The sequence below is a fragment of the Ruegeria sp. ABF4_144 genome, assembly GCF_056160045.1.
This window is the reverse complement of sequence record NZ_JBSWWK010000001.1, coordinates 3339874-3357058: the sequence shown is the minus strand read 5'-3', so window position 1 is coordinate 3357058 and position 17185 is coordinate 3339874. Positions and strand designations below refer to the sequence as shown.

Annotated in this window: 16 protein-coding genes and 1 tRNA gene; 4 read left to right on the top strand and 13 right to left on the bottom strand. The window is 59.1% G+C overall.

Annotated elements, in window-relative coordinates; translation table 11 throughout:
* Positions 1-4: 4 nt before the first annotated feature.
* Together ACXAGD_RS16790 and ACXAGD_RS16785 are read right to left on the bottom strand one after the other, a co-directional pair.
* The gene (locus tag ACXAGD_RS16790) at positions 5-775 is read right to left on the bottom strand and encodes an HpcH/HpaI aldolase family protein (RefSeq protein ID WP_475212038.1); all 771 of its coding nucleotides are present in this window, start codon (positions 773-775) and stop codon (positions 5-7) included.
* A 10-nt stretch (positions 776-785) separates the two neighbouring features.
* The gene (locus ACXAGD_RS16785; protein WP_475212037.1) at positions 786-2198 is read right to left on the bottom strand and encodes a pyridoxal phosphate-dependent decarboxylase family protein; all 1413 of its coding nucleotides are present in this window, start codon (positions 2196-2198) and stop codon (positions 786-788) included.
* Between the two features lie 235 nt (positions 2199-2433).
* Here ACXAGD_RS16785 and hpaR point away from each other — a divergent pair, with 235 nt between their 5' ends.
* Both hpaR and ACXAGD_RS16775 read left to right on the top strand, forming a co-directional pair.
* On the top strand, positions 2434-2868 hold the full coding sequence (gene hpaR / locus ACXAGD_RS16780) for a homoprotocatechuate degradation operon regulator HpaR (RefSeq protein ID WP_475212036.1): 435 nt from the start codon (positions 2434-2436) through the stop codon (positions 2866-2868).
* 536 nt (positions 2869-3404) lie between these two features.
* Positions 3405-4103 carry a fumarylacetoacetate hydrolase family protein gene (locus tag ACXAGD_RS16775; protein ID WP_475212035.1) on the top strand — a complete coding sequence of 233 codons (699 nt, stop codon included), beginning with the start codon at positions 3405-3407 and terminating at the stop codon, positions 4101-4103.
* A 3-nt stretch (positions 4104-4106) separates the two neighbouring features.
* On the opposite strand, the gene ACXAGD_RS16770 is transcribed toward ACXAGD_RS16775, so the two are convergent.
* Together ACXAGD_RS16770 and ACXAGD_RS16765 are read right to left on the bottom strand one after the other, a co-directional pair.
* The gene (locus ACXAGD_RS16770) at positions 4107-5315 is read right to left on the bottom strand and encodes a winged helix-turn-helix domain-containing protein (protein ID WP_475212034.1); all 1209 of its coding nucleotides are present in this window, start codon (positions 5313-5315) and stop codon (positions 4107-4109) included.
* Between the two features lie 4 nt (positions 5316-5319).
* Positions 5320-6345 carry a LacI family DNA-binding transcriptional regulator gene (locus tag ACXAGD_RS16765; protein ID WP_475212033.1) on the bottom strand — a complete coding sequence of 342 codons (1026 nt, stop codon included), beginning with the start codon at positions 6343-6345 and terminating at the stop codon, positions 5320-5322.
* 115 nt (positions 6346-6460) lie between these two features.
* Between ACXAGD_RS16765 and ACXAGD_RS16760 the strand changes: the two genes are divergently transcribed.
* Positions 6461-6537, top strand: a tRNA-Arg gene (locus ACXAGD_RS16760).
* Between the two features lie 3 nt (positions 6538-6540).
* Here ACXAGD_RS16760 and ACXAGD_RS16755 read toward each other — a convergent pair.
* The 5 genes from ACXAGD_RS16755 to ACXAGD_RS16735 form a co-directional block, all read right to left on the bottom strand.
* The gene (locus tag ACXAGD_RS16755) at positions 6541-7557 is read right to left on the bottom strand and encodes an endonuclease/exonuclease/phosphatase family protein (RefSeq protein WP_475212032.1); all 1017 of its coding nucleotides are present in this window, start codon (positions 7555-7557) and stop codon (positions 6541-6543) included.
* Entirely contained in the window at positions 7554-8600 is a 1047-nt protein-coding gene (locus ACXAGD_RS16750) for an ABC transporter ATP-binding protein (RefSeq protein WP_475212031.1), read from the bottom strand. Before ACXAGD_RS16750 ends, ACXAGD_RS16755 begins: the two co-directional genes overlap by 4 nt.
* A gap of 11 nt (positions 8601-8611) precedes the next feature.
* Positions 8612-9505, bottom strand: coding sequence for an ABC transporter permease subunit (locus ACXAGD_RS16745; protein ID WP_475212030.1), 894 nt, complete (start codon positions 9503-9505; stop codon positions 8612-8614).
* A gap of 11 nt (positions 9506-9516) precedes the next feature.
* The gene (locus ACXAGD_RS16740; protein WP_475212029.1) at positions 9517-10398 is read right to left on the bottom strand and encodes an ABC transporter permease subunit; all 882 of its coding nucleotides are present in this window, start codon (positions 10396-10398) and stop codon (positions 9517-9519) included.
* Between the two features lie 75 nt (positions 10399-10473).
* The gene (locus ACXAGD_RS16735) at positions 10474-11778 is read right to left on the bottom strand and encodes an extracellular solute-binding protein (protein ID WP_475212028.1); all 1305 of its coding nucleotides are present in this window, start codon (positions 11776-11778) and stop codon (positions 10474-10476) included.
* 180 nt (positions 11779-11958) lie between these two features.
* Between ACXAGD_RS16735 and ACXAGD_RS16730 the strand changes: the two genes are divergently transcribed.
* Positions 11959-13008: a LacI family DNA-binding transcriptional regulator gene (locus ACXAGD_RS16730; RefSeq protein WP_475212027.1), complete on the top strand. Its 1050-nt coding sequence runs from the start codon at positions 11959-11961 to the stop codon at positions 13006-13008.
* An 18-nt stretch (positions 13009-13026) separates the two neighbouring features.
* Here ACXAGD_RS16730 and arsB read toward each other — a convergent pair whose 3' ends face one another.
* The 4 genes from arsB to ACXAGD_RS16710 are packed head-to-tail and all read right to left on the bottom strand — an operon-like array spanning position 13027 to position 17166.
* Positions 13027-14079, bottom strand: a complete 1053-nt coding sequence (gene arsB, locus ACXAGD_RS16725; protein WP_475212026.1) for an ACR3 family arsenite efflux transporter — start codon at positions 14077-14079, stop codon at positions 13027-13029.
* Complete coding sequence (gene arsJ, locus ACXAGD_RS16720) at positions 14076-15341, bottom strand: organoarsenical effux MFS transporter ArsJ (protein WP_475212025.1); 1266 nt, start codon at positions 15339-15341, stop codon at positions 14076-14078. The genes arsB and arsJ overlap by 4 nt, the downstream gene beginning before the upstream one ends.
* Positions 15338-16336 (bottom strand): ArsJ-associated glyceraldehyde-3-phosphate dehydrogenase, encoded by a 999-nt coding sequence (locus tag ACXAGD_RS16715; RefSeq protein ID WP_475212024.1) that lies wholly within the window; start codon positions 16334-16336, stop codon positions 15338-15340. Before ACXAGD_RS16715 ends, arsJ begins: the two co-directional genes overlap by 4 nt.
* Entirely contained in the window at positions 16333-17166 is an 834-nt protein-coding gene (locus ACXAGD_RS16710; RefSeq protein WP_475212023.1) for an arsenate reductase/protein-tyrosine-phosphatase family protein, read from the bottom strand. The genes ACXAGD_RS16715 and ACXAGD_RS16710 overlap by 4 nt, the downstream gene beginning before the upstream one ends.
* Positions 17167-17185 lie beyond the last annotated feature (19 nt).

Genomic DNA, 17185 nt, shown 5'->3' with positions numbered 1-17185 from the left:
GGCGCTATTTTGCCTTCCATTTTGCCGCCAGCGCCCGTGCGGCTTGCGTCAGCAGCATCACGTCGATCCCAACGGCCAAAAACTGCGCGCCCATGTCCAGGTATGCCTGATTGGCCTCATCATTCGTTCCCAGAATGCCGGGCGCTTTGCCCGCCGCTTTGATCCGTGTGATGGCATCGGCGATTGTGGCGCGCACCTCGGGGGCGGTGCTATCGCCCTTAAATCCCATATCTGTAGACAGGTCTGCCGGGCCGATGAAGATACCGTCAACGCCATCGACCTGCAGAATATCGTCCAATGCCGCCATTCCGGCGCGGTTTTCCACCTGCACCAGCAAGCAAATCTGTTCGTCCGCGGTCTGAATGTAATCCGCAACCGAGCCATATCCCGTGGCCCGCGCTGCCCCGGCACCGACCCCGCGAACGCCTTCGGGGGGATAACGGCAGGCCTTCACCAACTCGCGGGCCTGTTCAGCACTATTGACCATGGGCACCAGAATGGTTTGTGCGCCGATATCCAGCACCATCTTGATCAGCGCAGTATCACCCACCGGCACGCGCACCACCGGATGCGAAGGGCTGGCGGCCAGCGCCATCAGTTGATCCCGCAATGACCGGATGTCATTCGGTGCGTGTTCCCCATCGACCACCAACCAGTCGAAACCAGCAGTGCCCATAATCTCGGCTGCGATGGGCTCGGCGAAGCTGTTCCAGCAGCCAATCACGCGTTCGCCATTGATTAGAGCCTGTTTGAACGTATTCGTGGGCGCAGCCATTTGGGAACCTCTATGCTAGGGAGCGTGCGATTTCGGTGATGACATCATAGGCCATGCGGACGTCATCCTCGGTGGTTTCGAACTGACCAGCCTGAAAACGGATCACCAGATCGCCATCAACGCGGGTCTGGGTCAGATAGATGCGGCCATCATCGTTGATCGCGTTGACCAATCGCAGGTTCAGATCGTCCAGATCCATTTGCCCGGCGGGTGTGTAGCGGAATGTCCACAGCGACCACATCGGGGGTGTCACAATCTGGAAATCCGGTTCGGCCCCCAACCGGTCATGAAGGTCATTGGACCAGTTCACATGGTTTCGCAGCCTTTTGCGAAGTCCTTCAAGCCCATAGGCGCGGATCACAAACCACAGTTTTAGCGCCCGGAACCGACGACCCAGAGGCACCGACCATTCTGAGTAGTTGATGATCCCGTCTTTGCCGTGTGTCTTTAGGTATTCCGGGCTGATGGCCAGCGTCTGCACCAGATCGTCGGGGTTCTTCAGGAAATGCGCGCAGCAATCGAACTGCACCCCCAGCCATTTATGCGGGTTGAACACGATACTGTCGGCCTGTGCGATCCCCGGCCAGTAGTGTCGGTAGTCCGGGCAGATCATCGCAGACCCTGCCCAGGCCGCGTCCACATGGGAATACAGCCCGTATTTTTGCGCGATCTTCAGGCATTCATCTACCGGATCTGTTGCTCCGGTGCCGGTGCCGCCGACACACAGAATGACGCCTGCAGGCTGCAAGCCAGAGTCTAAGTCGGACTGAATTGCCGTTTCCAGCGCCTCGGGGTCCATGCCACGCCAGGCGCCCTTGATCGGGATGCGCACCAGATTATCCTGCCCGATCCCCGCCACCCAGATGGCGCGATCCACCGAGGTGTGCACCTCGGCCGAGCAATAAACGCGCAGCGGCTTCTGTCCGAACAGCCCCTGCCGGTTCCCCTGCCAGTTCAAGGCTTTTTCCCGCATGGTCAGTACTGCCGCCAATGTTGCAGACGAGGCAGAGTCCTGAATAACGCCCGCAAACTCCTCAGGCAGGTCTAGCGCCTGACGCAGCCAGTCCATCATCCGCGTTTCCATCTCGGTCGCGGCGGGCGAGGTCTGCCACAACATACATTGCGGTGCGATGGCGCTGGTCAGAAACTCGGCCAGAACCGATGGAGGGGACGTGTTGGCGTTGAAATAAGCGAAGAACCGGGGGTGTTGCCAATGAGTGATCCCAGGCATCACGATATCTTCGAAATCGCGAAAGATATCCTCCATCGCCTGTGCCTGTTCCGGCGGGTGGGCCGGCAGAGCGTCCAGAATTTCGCCTGGCTCGGTTCGGGCACGCACTGGTTTGTCACCCACGGTTAGGTGGTAATCCTGAGCCCATTCGGATATCTTCTTACCCCAGTCGGTGAACTCGTCCCACTTCATGCCAAACCTCGGATATCTGTCAGACCCGGATTTCCCCCGGGTTGAGTTTCTTCATTGTGCCAGTCATGGCTATTCAGCGCCAAAGGTCAATATTAATTGCTATGTTTACTAAATTTGAATTGCATCGGCCCAAAGCGCGTCAACTTGAAAGACCCTAATAAAGGCGAAAGGTAACAATACAACGAGGAATAGATTGGCCCGTTGCAGTGGTGCCGGAATTCGGCGACACTTTCTTATGACCAATGAAGTACCATTGACGTCACGTTCATTGCCCATTGCACTTCTTCGGGCCAGAGAACGGGTCATGGGACCCATTCGCAAGATGCTGGCGGATGTCGGTGTAACGGAACAGCAATGGCGCGTGCTGCGCGTCCTAGACGAGGAAGGCCCGCAAGAGCCGACCCATCTTGCGGACCGGGCATGCCTGCTGTTGCCGAGCCTCACCCGTATTCTGCAAAAGCTCGAGGCCAAGGGGCTGATCCGCAGGGAGATTCATCCAGACGATAAGCGTCGACAGATCGTCGATATCTCAGTCAAGGGAAAGCAGATTATTCACGACAACATTCAGGTGACGGTCCATTTGGCCGAGGATCTGCGTACCAAGCTGGGCCCGGAACGGCACGAGGCGCTGCTGGACCTGTTGAATGAACTGCGCAATCTGGAAGCGTGACACCCCACATTCGAACCCCGCCGGAGACAGGCTTGTCCTCCGGCGGGGCGGCCAGACGTGTACTGGATTTTGAGCCTGGCCCGAGGCCGGTTACGCCGGACAGGTCCCGACGGTCCGACCTACGCTTCAGAAAACGTGCCGGACCGAAATATGCCGGCGCTCTGACACAAGGACTTTGGGGGTAAAGTCATTGGCCGTAGTTCTCCGAAGTATTCGCACCCGATAACACCGCGCGGTTCGCGGGATTATGGGATGTCTTCACGTCCAGACGGGTGCATGTTTACCCGCCGTACCTGTGAGCGGCGGCCAGAGCGCGCCGTACCCCGATTAACCGGCGTATGTTGCTCTGCTATCTTTCAACTTAGAACTGTTCCTGTGGAATCCAAGACAGGGCTCTCGGATTGTGAACGGGGTTTGCCCAGATTTAATGCTTTTGCGGCGTGTTTTGCAGGACCGACCTCTGTGCAAATCGGGTGTCTTGTCCTGCCGGATTGCGCCATTAAGATGCGGGATGTCTGAGACTTAAGGGGGCCGCGATGCCAGGCACAGTGTTTTCTCTACCCGAGCCGATTACCATTCCGGTTCAGGGTCAGCAGGCAGCGTATCCGGTGGGGCGGATTTTCTGTGTAGGCCGCAACTATGCGGCGCACGCGGCGGAGATGGGGCATGAAGTCGACCGCGAAGCACCGTTTTACTTCACCAAATCCGCGCAAAATGCTGTTCTGACCGGCGCGACCGCACCCTATCCACCAGGCACCGATAATTTCCATCATGAGATGGAACTGGCCGTGGCTATCGGCAAGCCTGTGTTCCGTGCCACCAGGGCGCAGGCCTGGGATGCGGTTTACGCCTATGGCTGCGCGCTGGATATGACTCGGCGCGACCTGCAAATCCGCGAGCGCAACAAGCAACGCCCCTGGGATCTGGGTAAGGACCTTGAGGCCGGAGCAGTGTTTGCGCCGTTGACCCCTGCAACCGACTGGTCGCCGGTGGATGACACCCGCATTCATCTAAGCGTGAATGGCGAGGTCCGACAGGATGCAACGTTGAGTGAGCTGATTTGGAAGATCGACGAGATCATCAGCCATCTGTCCGGCTACTACCATTTGCGGCCCGGAGACCTGATCCTGACTGGCACACCGGCCGGAGTCGGCCCGGTACAGGCCGGGGACGTGATCGAAGGTGGCATTGATGGGCTGCAGCCGATCCAATTGACGCTGACGGAAGCGAAATAGAGCCTATTTAGGGTCTTTTAGCCAGTCTTTCGCGAATTCCACACTGTCCAGCCCAGCAAAACGACGGACCCGGTCCAGTTCCGATTGCAGACGACGGGTGCGGGCCTCTGACCACCGCACCTTGCGTTCTGGCCACAGCGCGCTGACTTGCAGGACCCCCCGGTCGCGCTGGGCCTTCATATCGATGCGCCCGATCATCCTGTCGCCCTCCAAGAGCGGAAAAACGTAATACCCATAGGTCCGTTTGGCAGCGGGGACGAAGACCTCGATCCGGTAATGAAAGCCGAACAGCCGCTCAGCCCGATTGCGATCGCGCAGCATGGGGTCAAAGGGGCTCAGCACCCGAATACGGCCCGGAGGTGCGGGCAAGTCCGCTTCGGCAACGCCGGGTCGTGCCAGTAGTTTCCGCACCTGCCCAGTGGCGCAAGTGATTTCAATTTCCTCCAGAAACCCTTGCGTTAGACCCTTTTCGCACCAACCCTTGGCCTCGGCCACACTGACCGTGTCCCAGAAGGCCGCCAACTCTCCGGAGGTGGCAAAGCCCAGCCGGTCCAATGCTGCATTGCAAAGCCAATCCACGGTTTCCTCAGCATCGCAGGCCATGTTGCCCGGACAAAGATGCGTCTCGATCACCCTTTCGGTCAGGTCATAGCGTTTTTGAAATCCGCTTCGGCCAATCACCGTCAACGCTCCTGACCGCCACAGAAACTCCAGCGCGGTTTTCGAGGGATGCCAGTCCCACCAACCGCCCGACCCCTTCTTTTCGTCCTTGCCAACATCTGAGGACGAAACTGGCCCGTGGTCGCGGATATGTTTCAGGACGGTGGCGAATTGCTGTTCGAACCCGTCGCGCCGCCAGTTCTTCCAGCGGGATTTCAAAAGTGCTTCGTCGCGTTGAAACCGCAGGTGCCAATGCGGATAGAACTCCATAGGGATGACGGCTGCGTCATGGGTCCAGTGCTCGAACAACGCTTTGTCGCGCTCATATAAGTTCTTGAGGTTCTTCGCGCGGTAGGACGGCCGGCGCGAAAACAGGATCATGTCATGGGCGCGGGCGACCGTGTTGATACTGTCCAGCTGCACGAAACCCAGGCGGTGGATCAGGTCCAACAGGTCAGCCCCTTTGGACGCACCCGAAGGCTGTTCGGTCAGAGCATGACGGTCCATGAACAGCGCACGGGCCGCCTTGTTGTCCAGCCGCTGCAATGCCACCGGATCAGCGCCGTTTCAGCGTGTCGCCAAAGCTGATTTTGGGGGTCAGTGTCACTCGGGTATCGATCTCGGCTTCCGGTTCAGCCAGTTGCCGGGCGATAATCTCGGCCGCCTTGCGCCCGATCTCCAACCGGCAGGCATCCATCGTGGCCAGCTTACGCGGCAGACCCTGCAACAGTTCGACATTGTTGAACCCGGCCAGGCCGATCTGCCCCGGCACGTCGATGCCCTGTTCCAGCAGATACAGCAAACCACCAGCCCCAATCATGTCGTTGGAATAATAAAGGAAATCCAGTTCGGGCGAGCGTTCTAACATGGCTTGGGTCATCTCGCGGCCCTTGGCCAGAGCCGACCCGCCGGAATAGAACTCGCGATCCTCGATCTCGACACCGTTTTTGCCCAGAACTTCGGTGAAGCCCTCGAACCGCTTTCGCGCCCGGTGGTCTAGTGGCATCTTGGTGCCCATGAAACCGATATGCTGATAACCGGCCTTCAGGATCGCCTCGGCCATTTCACGCCCGGCGCGGCGGTGCGAGATCCCAACCATCGCGTCCACAGGTTTGCCATCGGTATCCATGATCTCAACCACCGGAATTCCGGCCGAATCCAGCATAGCTCGGGCCGCTTCGGTATGCTCAAGCCCCGCAATAATTACGCCGGAGGGCCGCCACGAGAGCATCTCGTACAGGACCTTTTCTTCCTTCTCGGGCAGATAGTCGGTAACGCCGACCACGGGCTGTAGTTCAGTGTCTTCCAGAACCTGATTGATACCGGTCAGAACCTCGGGGAAGACCATGTTCGACAGCGATGGGATGATCACCGCAACCAGATTGACCCGGCTTGAGGCCAGCGCACCTGCGATCTTGTTTGGCACATATCCCAGCTCTTTCGCGGCGGCCAGAACGCGGGTGCGGGTGGCGTCGGACACATCGCCCCGGTTTCTCAGCACCCGGCTGACCGTCATCTCGGATACTCCGGACGCTTCCGAGACATCACGAAGGGTAAGCGGGCGTTTTGTTTCTGTGGTCACGGAGGGCACCTGCGCTGTTGTTTTGCCCGATGGTAGCGTGAACAGGACGCGATTTACAACTGTTGTGCAAAACTCATGACAACCGAAAAAAACCGCGCTACAGAGGGCCTTGCGCGGCCCCGTGGCTCAACTGGATAGAGCAGCCCCCTCCTAAGGGGCAGGTTGCAGGTTCGAATCCTGCCGGGGTCGCCAGTTTCAGGCTGTTTTGGTCTGAGACTGAACAGTGCTCCAGACGCAATCGTGGTCTGACAGCGGCGTTCCTGTTTCGGCAATCGAGGTCAAAATACCGCGTTCCACAGGGGCGAACCCGCGGCCTGCCAGCCAGTCCAGCTTCATTTTTCGGCCCGGGTGCGGGGTGATCAGGCTTGGCCGAGTCGTCAGCCCGGGCGGGGTGAAAGCCCAAGAATAGCCCTGATCCTCGGCCAGATCGAACAGAGTTTCCTGTCGCCAGTCGAAATCGGGCGGCAGGTGGTTTCCAGTATTCAGGTCTCCGCCGATGAGGACCGGCACACCGGGGGCAAAAGCGTCGATTTTCTGCAGCAGTAGATTGAACTGGGCGTGCCGGTGCGCAACATCCGCGTTGCTTTCCAGATGGGTCGAAACCACGCAGATGGGGCCGTTGGCGGTAGGGAGCACCGCGGCGATGGCCATCCGGCCGCCGACGCGGGGTTGCTCGGGGTCGGCGGCCCCGGCCTCGGGCGCGAACCAGTGGCCGTGGTCGTCCAGACGGATCAACGAGGTGCGTTCAAACGGGACCGAGGACAGGATCGCGTTGCCGTGCCAGCCATATTCGTTGAATTCATCACTGCAAAAGGAGCGTTCTGTCGGGCCGCCCAGATCAAGCTCGTGAAACTCAACCCCGAAGGCGTAGACCATGCCCAGCGCGCGCGCCATCTCAGCGGTTGTGTGACGCTGCGCAGTGCGGGCCATGCCGTGATCGACCTCGGACAGCAGAACAACATCCGGGGCGATGGGTTTCAGATGGGTGGCGGTGTCTTCGGGGAACAGGCAGCGTTCCACATTCCAGGCCGCGACGGTGAATTGCCCGGGCAGTTGGGCAACTGAGGCCTCACCCCCCACTTGCAGGGCGTTCATAGCGGGCAGGCCGGACAACAGGCTCCGATGCACTTCGGACGTGCGCGGTGCGGCCAGAATTTCCTTCAGCTGATCCGGAGTCACAGCGGGAAGAGCATCCAAAACTTTTGTAATCACAGGGTTTTTCCCGTTTCCATATCGAACAGCCGCAGGGCGTCGGGTTTTAGGGTGACGCGGGTTTCGCCGGTTTGGACGTCATGGTCCTTGCCAACCATCACCGAAAAGGGCTGATCCGCAATCGCACCGTGCAGTAGGCGATGGGCGCCCAGCTCTTCCAGAATATCAACGCGGAAGGTAACCGGGCCTTGATCATTCAGCTCTACGTCTTCGGGGCGAATGCCCATCGTGACGGGTCCGACATAGGCGGCGGGGGCGGGCATCAGATCGCCATAGCCGTTGATCCGAACCTGCTGTTCGGCCACTTCGGCTTGGATCAGGTTCATCGGCGGTGCGCCCATGAACGAGGCGACAAAGGTCGAGGCCGGGTTGTGATAGATCTCATGCGGGGTGCCGATCTGTTCGATCCGGCCTTCGTTCAGGACAATGATGCGATCCGCCATCGTCATCGCTTCGACCTGATCGTGGGTTACGTAGACGGCGGTCGTGCCAAGGCGGCGTTGCAGGGCCTTGATCTCGATCCGCATCTGGTTGCGCAGCTTTGCGTCAAGGTTCGACAGCGGTTCATCGAACAGGAACAGCGCCGGGTCGCGCACCACTGCGCGGCCCATGGCGACGCGCTGACGCTGGCCGCCGGACAGTTGCGCCGGTTTGCGGTCCAGATATTCGGTCAAGTTCAGCATCTTTGACGCGTCTTCCACCTTGGCGGCGATCTCGGACGCCGGCGTGCCGCGGTTTCTCAGCCCGTAGCCGATATTCTTGCGGACCGTCATATGCGGGTACAAAGCATAGTTCTGGAACACCATCGCGATGTCCCGATCCGCCGGGTCCACATCGTTGACCACCCGGTCGCCGATTTTCAGCGTGCCCTCGGTGATGTCCTCCAACCCCGCGATCATCCGCAACAGGGTGGACTTGCCGCAGCCCGAGGGGCCGACCAAAACAACGAACTCGCCATCCTGAATGGTGAAGCTGGTGCTTTCCACCGCTTGAAAGCCGTTTGGATAGACCTTGCGGATGTCCTCTAAAGAAACCTGAGCCATGCGCGTATTCCTTATTTGTCGGATTCTGTGAGGCCCTTGACGAACCAATTCTGGAAAAAGATCACGATGGCCACGGGCGGGATCATCGCGACGATGGCCAAGGCCAGGGCCTGACCGTGCTCGGGAATGGTCCCGTCGGTATAGGTCAGCACGATCTGCTTGATGCCCCGTACCAGTGTGAAAAAGCTTTCATCGGTGGTGATCAGGGTCGGCCACAGATACTGGTTCCAGCCAAAGACAAACATGATGATGAAAATCGCCGCAATCATCGTCCGGCTGAGCGGCACGAGGATATCGATAAAGAACTTCCACGGGCCTGCGCCGTCGATGCGGGCGGCCTCGGCCAGTTCCTCGGGGACGGACATGAAGAACTGTCGGAAAAAGAACGTACCTGTAGCCGACGCGATCAGCGGCACGATCAAGCCGGTATAGGTGTTCGTCAGGCCTAGTTTCTGGATCGCCTCGTACGAAGGCAGGATGCGCACCTCAAGCGGCAGCAGCAGGGTGGTAAAGATCATCCAGAAGGCCAGCGTAGCAAACCGCAGGCGGAAATAGACAATCGCATAGGCCGCCATCATCGAGATGATGATCTTGCCGACCGCAAAGCCGATGCCCAGAATGAGCGAGTTCATCAGCATCAGCGTGCCATCGACCGTCTGGGTAAAGCCGCCTTTTTCGAACATCGCGGCGTGGAAGTTTTTACCCAGATCGTCACCCAGCGTCAGCTGCAGGCCTTCGCGGTGGATCGTGACCGCATCGTGGCTGGCCGTGGTCAGCGCCATCAGCGGCGGCAGGATCATCAGCAGAGAGCCGAGGATCAGGACAAAGTGATCGCCGACCGCCTCCCATCGAATGCGACGAGGGTGGCGGGTGACGGCGGGTGTTTCCAGCGTTGTATCAGCCATGACAAGCCCCCTCAGGTATAGTGGATCCGGCGTTCAACCAGCCGGAACTGAAAGACGGTCAGGATCAGGACCAGCACCATCAGAACAACGGATTGCGCTGACGATCCGCCCAGATCATTGCCCCGGAACCCGTCCAGATAGACCTTGTAGACCAGCGTCATAGGGTTGTTGCCGGGCTCACCCTTCATCAGCGCGTCGATGATGCCGAACGTGTCGAACAGGGCGTAGGTGATGTTGATGATCAGCAGGAAGAACGCGGTGGGTGCCAGCAGCGGGAAAGTGATCTGCCAGAACCGTCCGGTGGCTGAGCGGTTGTCGATCATCGCCGCCTCGCGCACAGAACGCGGGATGGATTGCAGACCCGACAGGAAAAAGATGAAGTTGACCGGGATCTGCTTCCAGACTGACACGACAATCAGGGCGGTTGCGGTGGCGTTGTAGTTGACGCCCAGTTTGAAATCCCAGCCGAACATCTGAAAGAACTTGGTCATCGGGCCGGTGCTCTGATCAAAGAACAGGATGCCAAGAAAGCCTGCGACTGGTGGTGCAATGGCATAGACCCACATTAGCAGTGTGCGATAGCTCTTGGCTCCGCGCAGCACCTTGTCGGCCTTGACCGCCAGCAACAGCGCGATGGCCAGCGAGAAAAAGGTGACTAAGACCGAAAAGACGATCGTGAACCACGCGATGCGCATGTACTGATCGTTCCCGATCAGAGAGGTATAATTCTCTGCCCCAACAAAGGTCGATCCAAACCCGAACGGGTCTTGCAGAAAGAAGGATGATTGCAGCGCCCAGCCCGCAGGCCAGTAAAAGAAGATGCCGATGATCATCAACTGCGGCAACAGCAGCGCCACAGGTAGCCAGATATTGTCAAAGCCCGCGCGTTTCATGAGTGGTCCGTTACGAAAAAAAGGGGAATGGCCGCGCCAGTGTGACGCGACCATCCCTGGGGGTGATCCCGGGGCTTAGCCCTGGGTCTTAGCGAAGCGGGCCAGCAGTGCGTTGGCTTCCTCTTCGATGGTTTTGAAGGCGGTTTCGACGTCGGTCTCACCGGTCAGGATACGGCCATATTCGCGGTTCATGATGTCGCGGATCTGGACGTAGAAGCCCATGCGGTAGCCCTTGGTGTTTTCGCCCGCTTTGTCCTGCAGCTGGTTCACGCCAACTTCTGCGGCCGGGAAACGGTCATAGTGGCCATCGGTCTTGGCAAGCTCAAAGGCGGCCTCGGTGATCGGCACATAGCCGGTTTCTTGATGCCAGAAATACTGCGTTTCGGGCGAGGTCAGGAAGCGGAAGAATTCGGCGGTTGCCTTGTTTTCCTCGTCCGACTTGCCGGACATCGCAAACAGGGCGGCACCCCCGATGAAGGTTTGGGTCGGTTCGGCGGTCACGGCTTCCCAATAGGGCAGTTCCACGGCGCTGAACTCGAACGGCAGGTCTTTCTGCAGCAGACCGCCGAACGAACCCGACGATCCCAGCCACATGGCTACCTTGCCTTCTTCGAACGGCTTGGCGTTATCGCCCCAGCCGGTGCCGTACCATTCGAACAGGCCGTCTTCTTTCCATTCGGTCACGGCAGTGAAGTGCGCCTTGATGGCATCGTTGTTGACAAGGATTTGCGTGTCGGTGCCGTCGTAGCCGTTGTTGTTGGTGGCAAACGGCAGATCGTGGCGCGACATGAAGTTTTCGGTGAAGATCCAGGGCAGGTGCGACTGGCTGAGTGCGATGTAGCCTGCGCCTTTCAGTGCCGGCGCGGTGGTCGACTGGAACTCTTCCCAGGTTTTCGGCGGGGTTACGCCGGCGGCTTCCAGCGCGTCAATGTTGTAGTACAGAACCGGGGTCGACGAGTTGAACGGCATACCGATCATCTTGCCGTCGCTGTCGGCATAGAAATAGCGCACGCCGGCGATATAGTCGTTGATGTCGAATTCAACACCATTATCGGCCAGCAGGTCCTGAACCGGGATGGTCGCGCCTTTGGCACCGATTACGGTAGCGGCACCGGCATCAAACACCTGCATGACATTTGGCTGCTCACCTGCGCGGAACGCGGCGATACCTGCGGTCAGCGTCTCTTCGTAACTGCCCTTGAAGACCGGAGTGATCTTGTAGTCGTCCTGCGAGGCGTTGAAATCCTCGGCGATTTTGTTGACGGTCTCACCCAGCTGGCCGCCCATCGCGTGCCACCAGGTGATTTCGGTTTCGGCAAAAGCTGCGGTCGCGGAAAAGGCGACAGCGGCAGCCGTTGCGCTGAACTTGAAGTTGGTCATTTCGATCCTCCGGTTCGGGAGCAGCCCCGAGTATTGGCAGATACGCCGTGCTGAGGGGTGGGCCCTCGTCGTGAAAAAGTCTGATGCAATCGGGGAAAGCCCGGACGCAATGCACAGGATGTGCACACGTGGTCACATACGCGGATCGTGTGACAGTCAGGTGAAACTTTTTTAGCAATATTGACAAATTACGCAGAAACAGAGGACAGCTTGGGCGTGGTGGACGACAGCAGAAAAACCGCCGAAAGGCCGCGCCGTGTGACGGCGCAAGCCGTGGCTGACGCGGCCGGAGTGTCGCGTTCCGCTGTCTCGCGCGCTTTTACGCCGGGCGCTTATGTGGATGCGGATAAACGAAAAAAAATCCAAAAGATCGCTGCACGCATGGGCTATCAACCCAACGCTCTGGCTGCAGGGCTCAAAGGGGGACGGTCGCATTTGGTGGCGGTTTTTGTCGGCAACATGCGCAGCACCTACGATTCCGAATTCGTGAACCGCCTGGTGGGTCAGTTGAACGCGCTGAACAAGTGGCCGATTCTGATCGATGGCAGCGATGACAACGACCAAGCGGCCATTGATCAAGTGATGCGATATCCGCTGGACGCGTTGATTCTGCGTGGCGGCAGTATGCCCGGCGCGCTGGTTGAACAGTGCAGTAAGTTCGGTGTTCCCATGATCTCATGCGGCCGCATTGTTGAGGCGTCGGGAGTGGACAACGTGTGCTGCCGCAACGCCGAGGGGATGCGCATCGCAACGCAAGTCCTTATCGACCGGGAGCGCAAGCGGTTCGGGTTTATTGCGGGCGCGAAATGTTTTGCCTCATCCGACGATCGCCGGGCAGGGTTGATGGAGGCTCTGGATCAGGCCAGGCTGCCGCTGATTGCCGAAGAGGCGGGCGAGTTTACCGTCGAAGCCGGATACAACGCCTCGATGAAGCTGCTGCAAGGTCATTATCTGGATGCCTTGGTCTGTGCCAATGACGCCAGCGCAATTGGCGCGCTGATCGCGGCGCGGGAACTGGGGTTCGATGTGCCGGGCGCCCTTTCGATTGTAGGCTTTGACGATATCGAAATGGCTGGATGGCCTAATTTCAATCTGAGCACGGTGAACAATCCCATCGATCAGGCGGTCTCTCATGTGGTGCGCTTGCTGGAACGCCGTTTGTCCGAGCCGGGCAGGCCCAGCGAAACCCTTCTGATCGATCCCTTCTTTGTGCCGCGCGGGACTCACTGATTACGCGTGGGCCACGTGCTACGGCTGGAGGTTCTCCGCGCTTGGCGCACCGATTTCGGCAGGATCCGGGAACCGGTCGCGGGTACGGTTGGCAAAGGCCACCAGAGACAGCATCACCGGCACTTCGACTAGAACGCCCACCACGGTCGCCAAGGCCGCGCCCGAGTTCAGGCCGAACAGGCTGATGGCAACGGCGACGGCGAGTTCGAAGAAGTTCGAGGTGCCGATCATGGCGCAGGGCGCGGCAATACGGTGGGGGACTTTCAGCGCATAAGCTGCTCCGTAGGCCAAGGCGAAGATGCCGTAGCTTTGGATAAGGATCGGCACGGCGATCAGGACAATCACCATCGGTTTCGCCAAAATGGTCTGCCCTTGCAGACCGAACAGGATGACCACCGTGGCAATCAGACCCAGCACCGACCACGGTTTCACTCGGGCCGAAAAGGCGTCGATGGCGTCTTGTGAGCGGAGTTTCCGTCGCGTGATCAACCCGGCGATTAGAGGTAGCACGACATAAAGTACGGTTGCCAGCACCAGCGTTTGCCACGGGACCGAGATGTCGGTGACCCCCAGAAGAAAGGCCACGATGGGCGCAAAAGCCACGACCATGATCAGATCGTTCACCGAGACCTGCACCAACGTATAGGTCGCGTCCCCTTTGGTCAGTTGCGACCAGACAAACACCATCGCGGTGCAGGGGGCCGCGCCCAGCAGGATCAGACCGGCGGTGTATTGCGCGGCATCCTCGGGCTGTATCCATGGGGCGAAGACATAGTCGAAGAACAGCACCGCCAGCAGCGCCATGGTGAAGGGCTTAATCAGCCAGTTGACCACCAGCGTCACGATTAGCCCTTTGGGTTGCCGCGCCACACCGGAGACCGCGCCGAAATCGACGCCCACCATCATCGGATAGACCATCGCCCAGATCAGCAGGGCCACGACCAGATTGACGCTGGCGACCTCGGCCGAGGCGATCAGCCCGACGAGCCCCGGCGCGGCGAGGCCGATCAAAATCCCTGCAATCATTGCAAGGGCGACCCAGACGGTCAGATAGCGTTCGAATATACTCATGAGTATGCCTCAGTCGTTTGATCGGTCAGCTTGCCAGAGGTCAGCGCAGCCAGCGCGACCATGACAGCAGCGGTGCCCAGAACCAGTGGCAGTCCGCCGACCTGATAGGTCAGGCCGGACAACACGGTGCCCACAAGGCGGCCCGTTGCGTTGGCCATGTAGTAGAAGCCTACATCCATCGTTACACGCTCGGACTTGGTGAAGGCTAGGATCAGATAGGAATGCAGCGAGGAGTTGACCGCAAAGATCGCTCCGAACACCAGCAGGCCCAGAACTAGCGTGACCGTCAGCCATGTCTGCGGCCCTTGGGAGACCAGCACCGCAATCGTCAGCGCTGCCGGAACGCAGAACAGGGCGGCGGCCCAGCTGCGGGCAGCGTGGATCAGATCGCCCTCGGTGCGGTCTGAGGCGCGCAGGATCTTGGGTGCGCTGGCCTGAACGGCTCCGTAGAGGATGACCCAGACTGCCATGAAGGTGCCGATCATGAAGAATGCCGCGCGGTTGCCGTCCTCGGTGCCGTCGGACAGGACTGCGTAGAAATAGATCGGGATGCCGACCACAAACCATACGTCCCGCGCGCCGAACAGAAACACCCGTGCCGCCGAGAGCCAATTGACGTTGGAGGATTTCGAGAACACCTCAGAGAATTTTGCGCCCTTGCGCCCCTTGGGGAGGCCCGGCGGCATGAACAGGATCACGGCCACCAGAATGATCGCCAGCACAATCGCCATGGCCAGCGTGGCCCACACAAAACCCAGAGTCGCCAGCAAAGCGGCCCCCAACAGGAAGCCCAAGCCTTTGACGGCGTTTTTCGAGCCGGTCAAAACAGCAACCCAGCGGAACAGACCGCCGCCCTCAGTCGGTGCCAGCAGTTTAACTGCGGATTTCGAAGACATCTTGGCCAGATCCTTAGCCACACCGCTAGCCCCCTGAACGATCATCACAAAGGCAACCTTGGTTGGAATCGCCCAGTTAGGATCTAATTGTGTGAGAACAAGCAGCGCGCCAACCTGTAACGCCAACCCCGCATACAGCGTTGAGGTCAGCCCGAACCGCGCTGCGATCCAACCCGCTGCAAGATTGGTGCCCATACCCGCGACTTCATAAAGAACAAACAGATACGCCAACTGAACCGGCGAGAACCCCATCGTATGAAAGTGCAGCAGCACCAACATACGCAGGGCCCCGTCGGTCAGCATAAAGGCCCAATAGGCCGCCGTGACCGCGATATAGGCCGACAGTCCTTCGGGCCGGGGTGTCACAGCGATGCCCCAACCTTTAGTGCGACGTCGACCAGACGGTGGGCATAGCCCATCTCGTTGTCATACCACGCGTAGATCTTCACCTGCGTCCCGTTCACCACCATGGTCGAGGGCGCGTCGACGATCGAAGACCGCTCGTCATTGGTGTAGTCAGTCGAGACAAGAGGCCGGGTCTCATAACCCAAAATGCCCTTCAACTCTCCTTCAGCTGCGGCTTTGAAGAAAGCGTTGACCTCTTCAGCGGTAGTTTCACGTTCAACCTCGAACACGCAGTCAGTCAGCGAGGCGTTTAGCAGCGGCACCCGCACCGCATGGCCGTTCAACCGACCCTTGAGCTCGGGATAGATTAGCGTGATCGCGGTGGCCGAACCGGTTGTAGTCGGGATCAGCGAGTTCAACGCCGAACGCGCGCGGCGCAGGTCCTTGGCGGGACGGTCCACGATGGTTTGCGTATTGGTCACGTCATGGATCGTGGTCATCGAGCCGTGGCGGATGCAGAGGTTTTCGTGAATGACTTTGACCACCGGGGCCAGACAATTGGTGGTGCAGGAGGCCGCGGTCACGATGTGATGCGAGGCGGGATCATAGGTCTCTTCGTTCACGCCCATGACGATATTGGCGGTGGGGCCGTCCTTAACCGGGGCCGAGACGACAACCTTTTTAACACCCGCTGCAAAATAGGGCGCCAGCTTGGCCTCGGTCTTGAACACTCCGGTGCAGTCGATCACCACGTCCACGTCTTCCAGAGGCAGCTCGTCCAGATCTTTGGTGCCGATAAAGGGCAGGCGCGTGCCGTTGATGGTGACGCTTTCCGCGTCGTGGGAAAACTCCGCATCCCAACGACCGTGCACTGTGTCGAACTCCAGTAGATGCGCGTGCATCTCGGGGTCACCCACCCCGTCATTGATCCAGGCGATCTTTGCGCCCTTTTCCAGCAACGGCTTCAGGGCCAGCTTTCCTATGCGGCCCAGGCCGTTTACAGCGTAAGTCGTCATTTCGTGTCCTCAAGTGACGTTCTGCCGATGTCATCGACAGCAGTTTGCAATGCGATCCGGTCCAGGCTTTCGACCGGCAGAGAGGTAAAGGCCTCGATCCGCCGCTTCAGCGCGCCATAGGCATTCTGGAAGGCCAGGCTTTTCTCGGCATCGGTGCCGGTGGCCTTGACCGGGTCAATCATTCCCCAATGGCCGCTGATCGGCTGACCTTCCCAGGCCGGACATTCTTCGTTGGCGGCCTGGTTGCAGACGGTAAAGACAAAATCCATTTCGGGCGCGCCAGCTGCGGCGAACTCGGACATATGTTTGGAGCGCAAGACCGAGGTGTCATGCCCTTTGTCCTTCAACACCTGCACGGCGAAAGGGTTAAGCTCCGATGTCGGCTGTGTTCCGGCTGAATAGACGTTGAACCGGTCGTTACCCAGTTCGCGCAGCAGCGACTCGGCAAAGATCGAGCGGGCGGAGTTGCCCACGCACAGAAACAGTACATTGAACTTGCGGTCCGTCATGGTGTCATTTCCTTGGCTGAAAGGCATGCAGATATCAGGGCGGCCACGGCAGCAATCGAGGACCAGAAAATCCAGCATGTGCTGCACGTTCTTCATATCGACCGAATAGAGCAGAGATGTTCCCGACCGTTCCTGCGTCACCAGCCCCGAACGCTGCAGCGCATTCAGATAGTTCGACAATGTGCTGGCCTTGATATCCAGCTCTGCCGCCAGCTCTCCGGCGGGCACAGTGTCAGGAAAGCGTCGCATCAACATGCGAAACACCGAGATGCGCTGCGGGTGGCCAAGGATGGCAAGTTGGTCGGTAATCTGTTCTGTCATATTTCATGAAATATAGAAA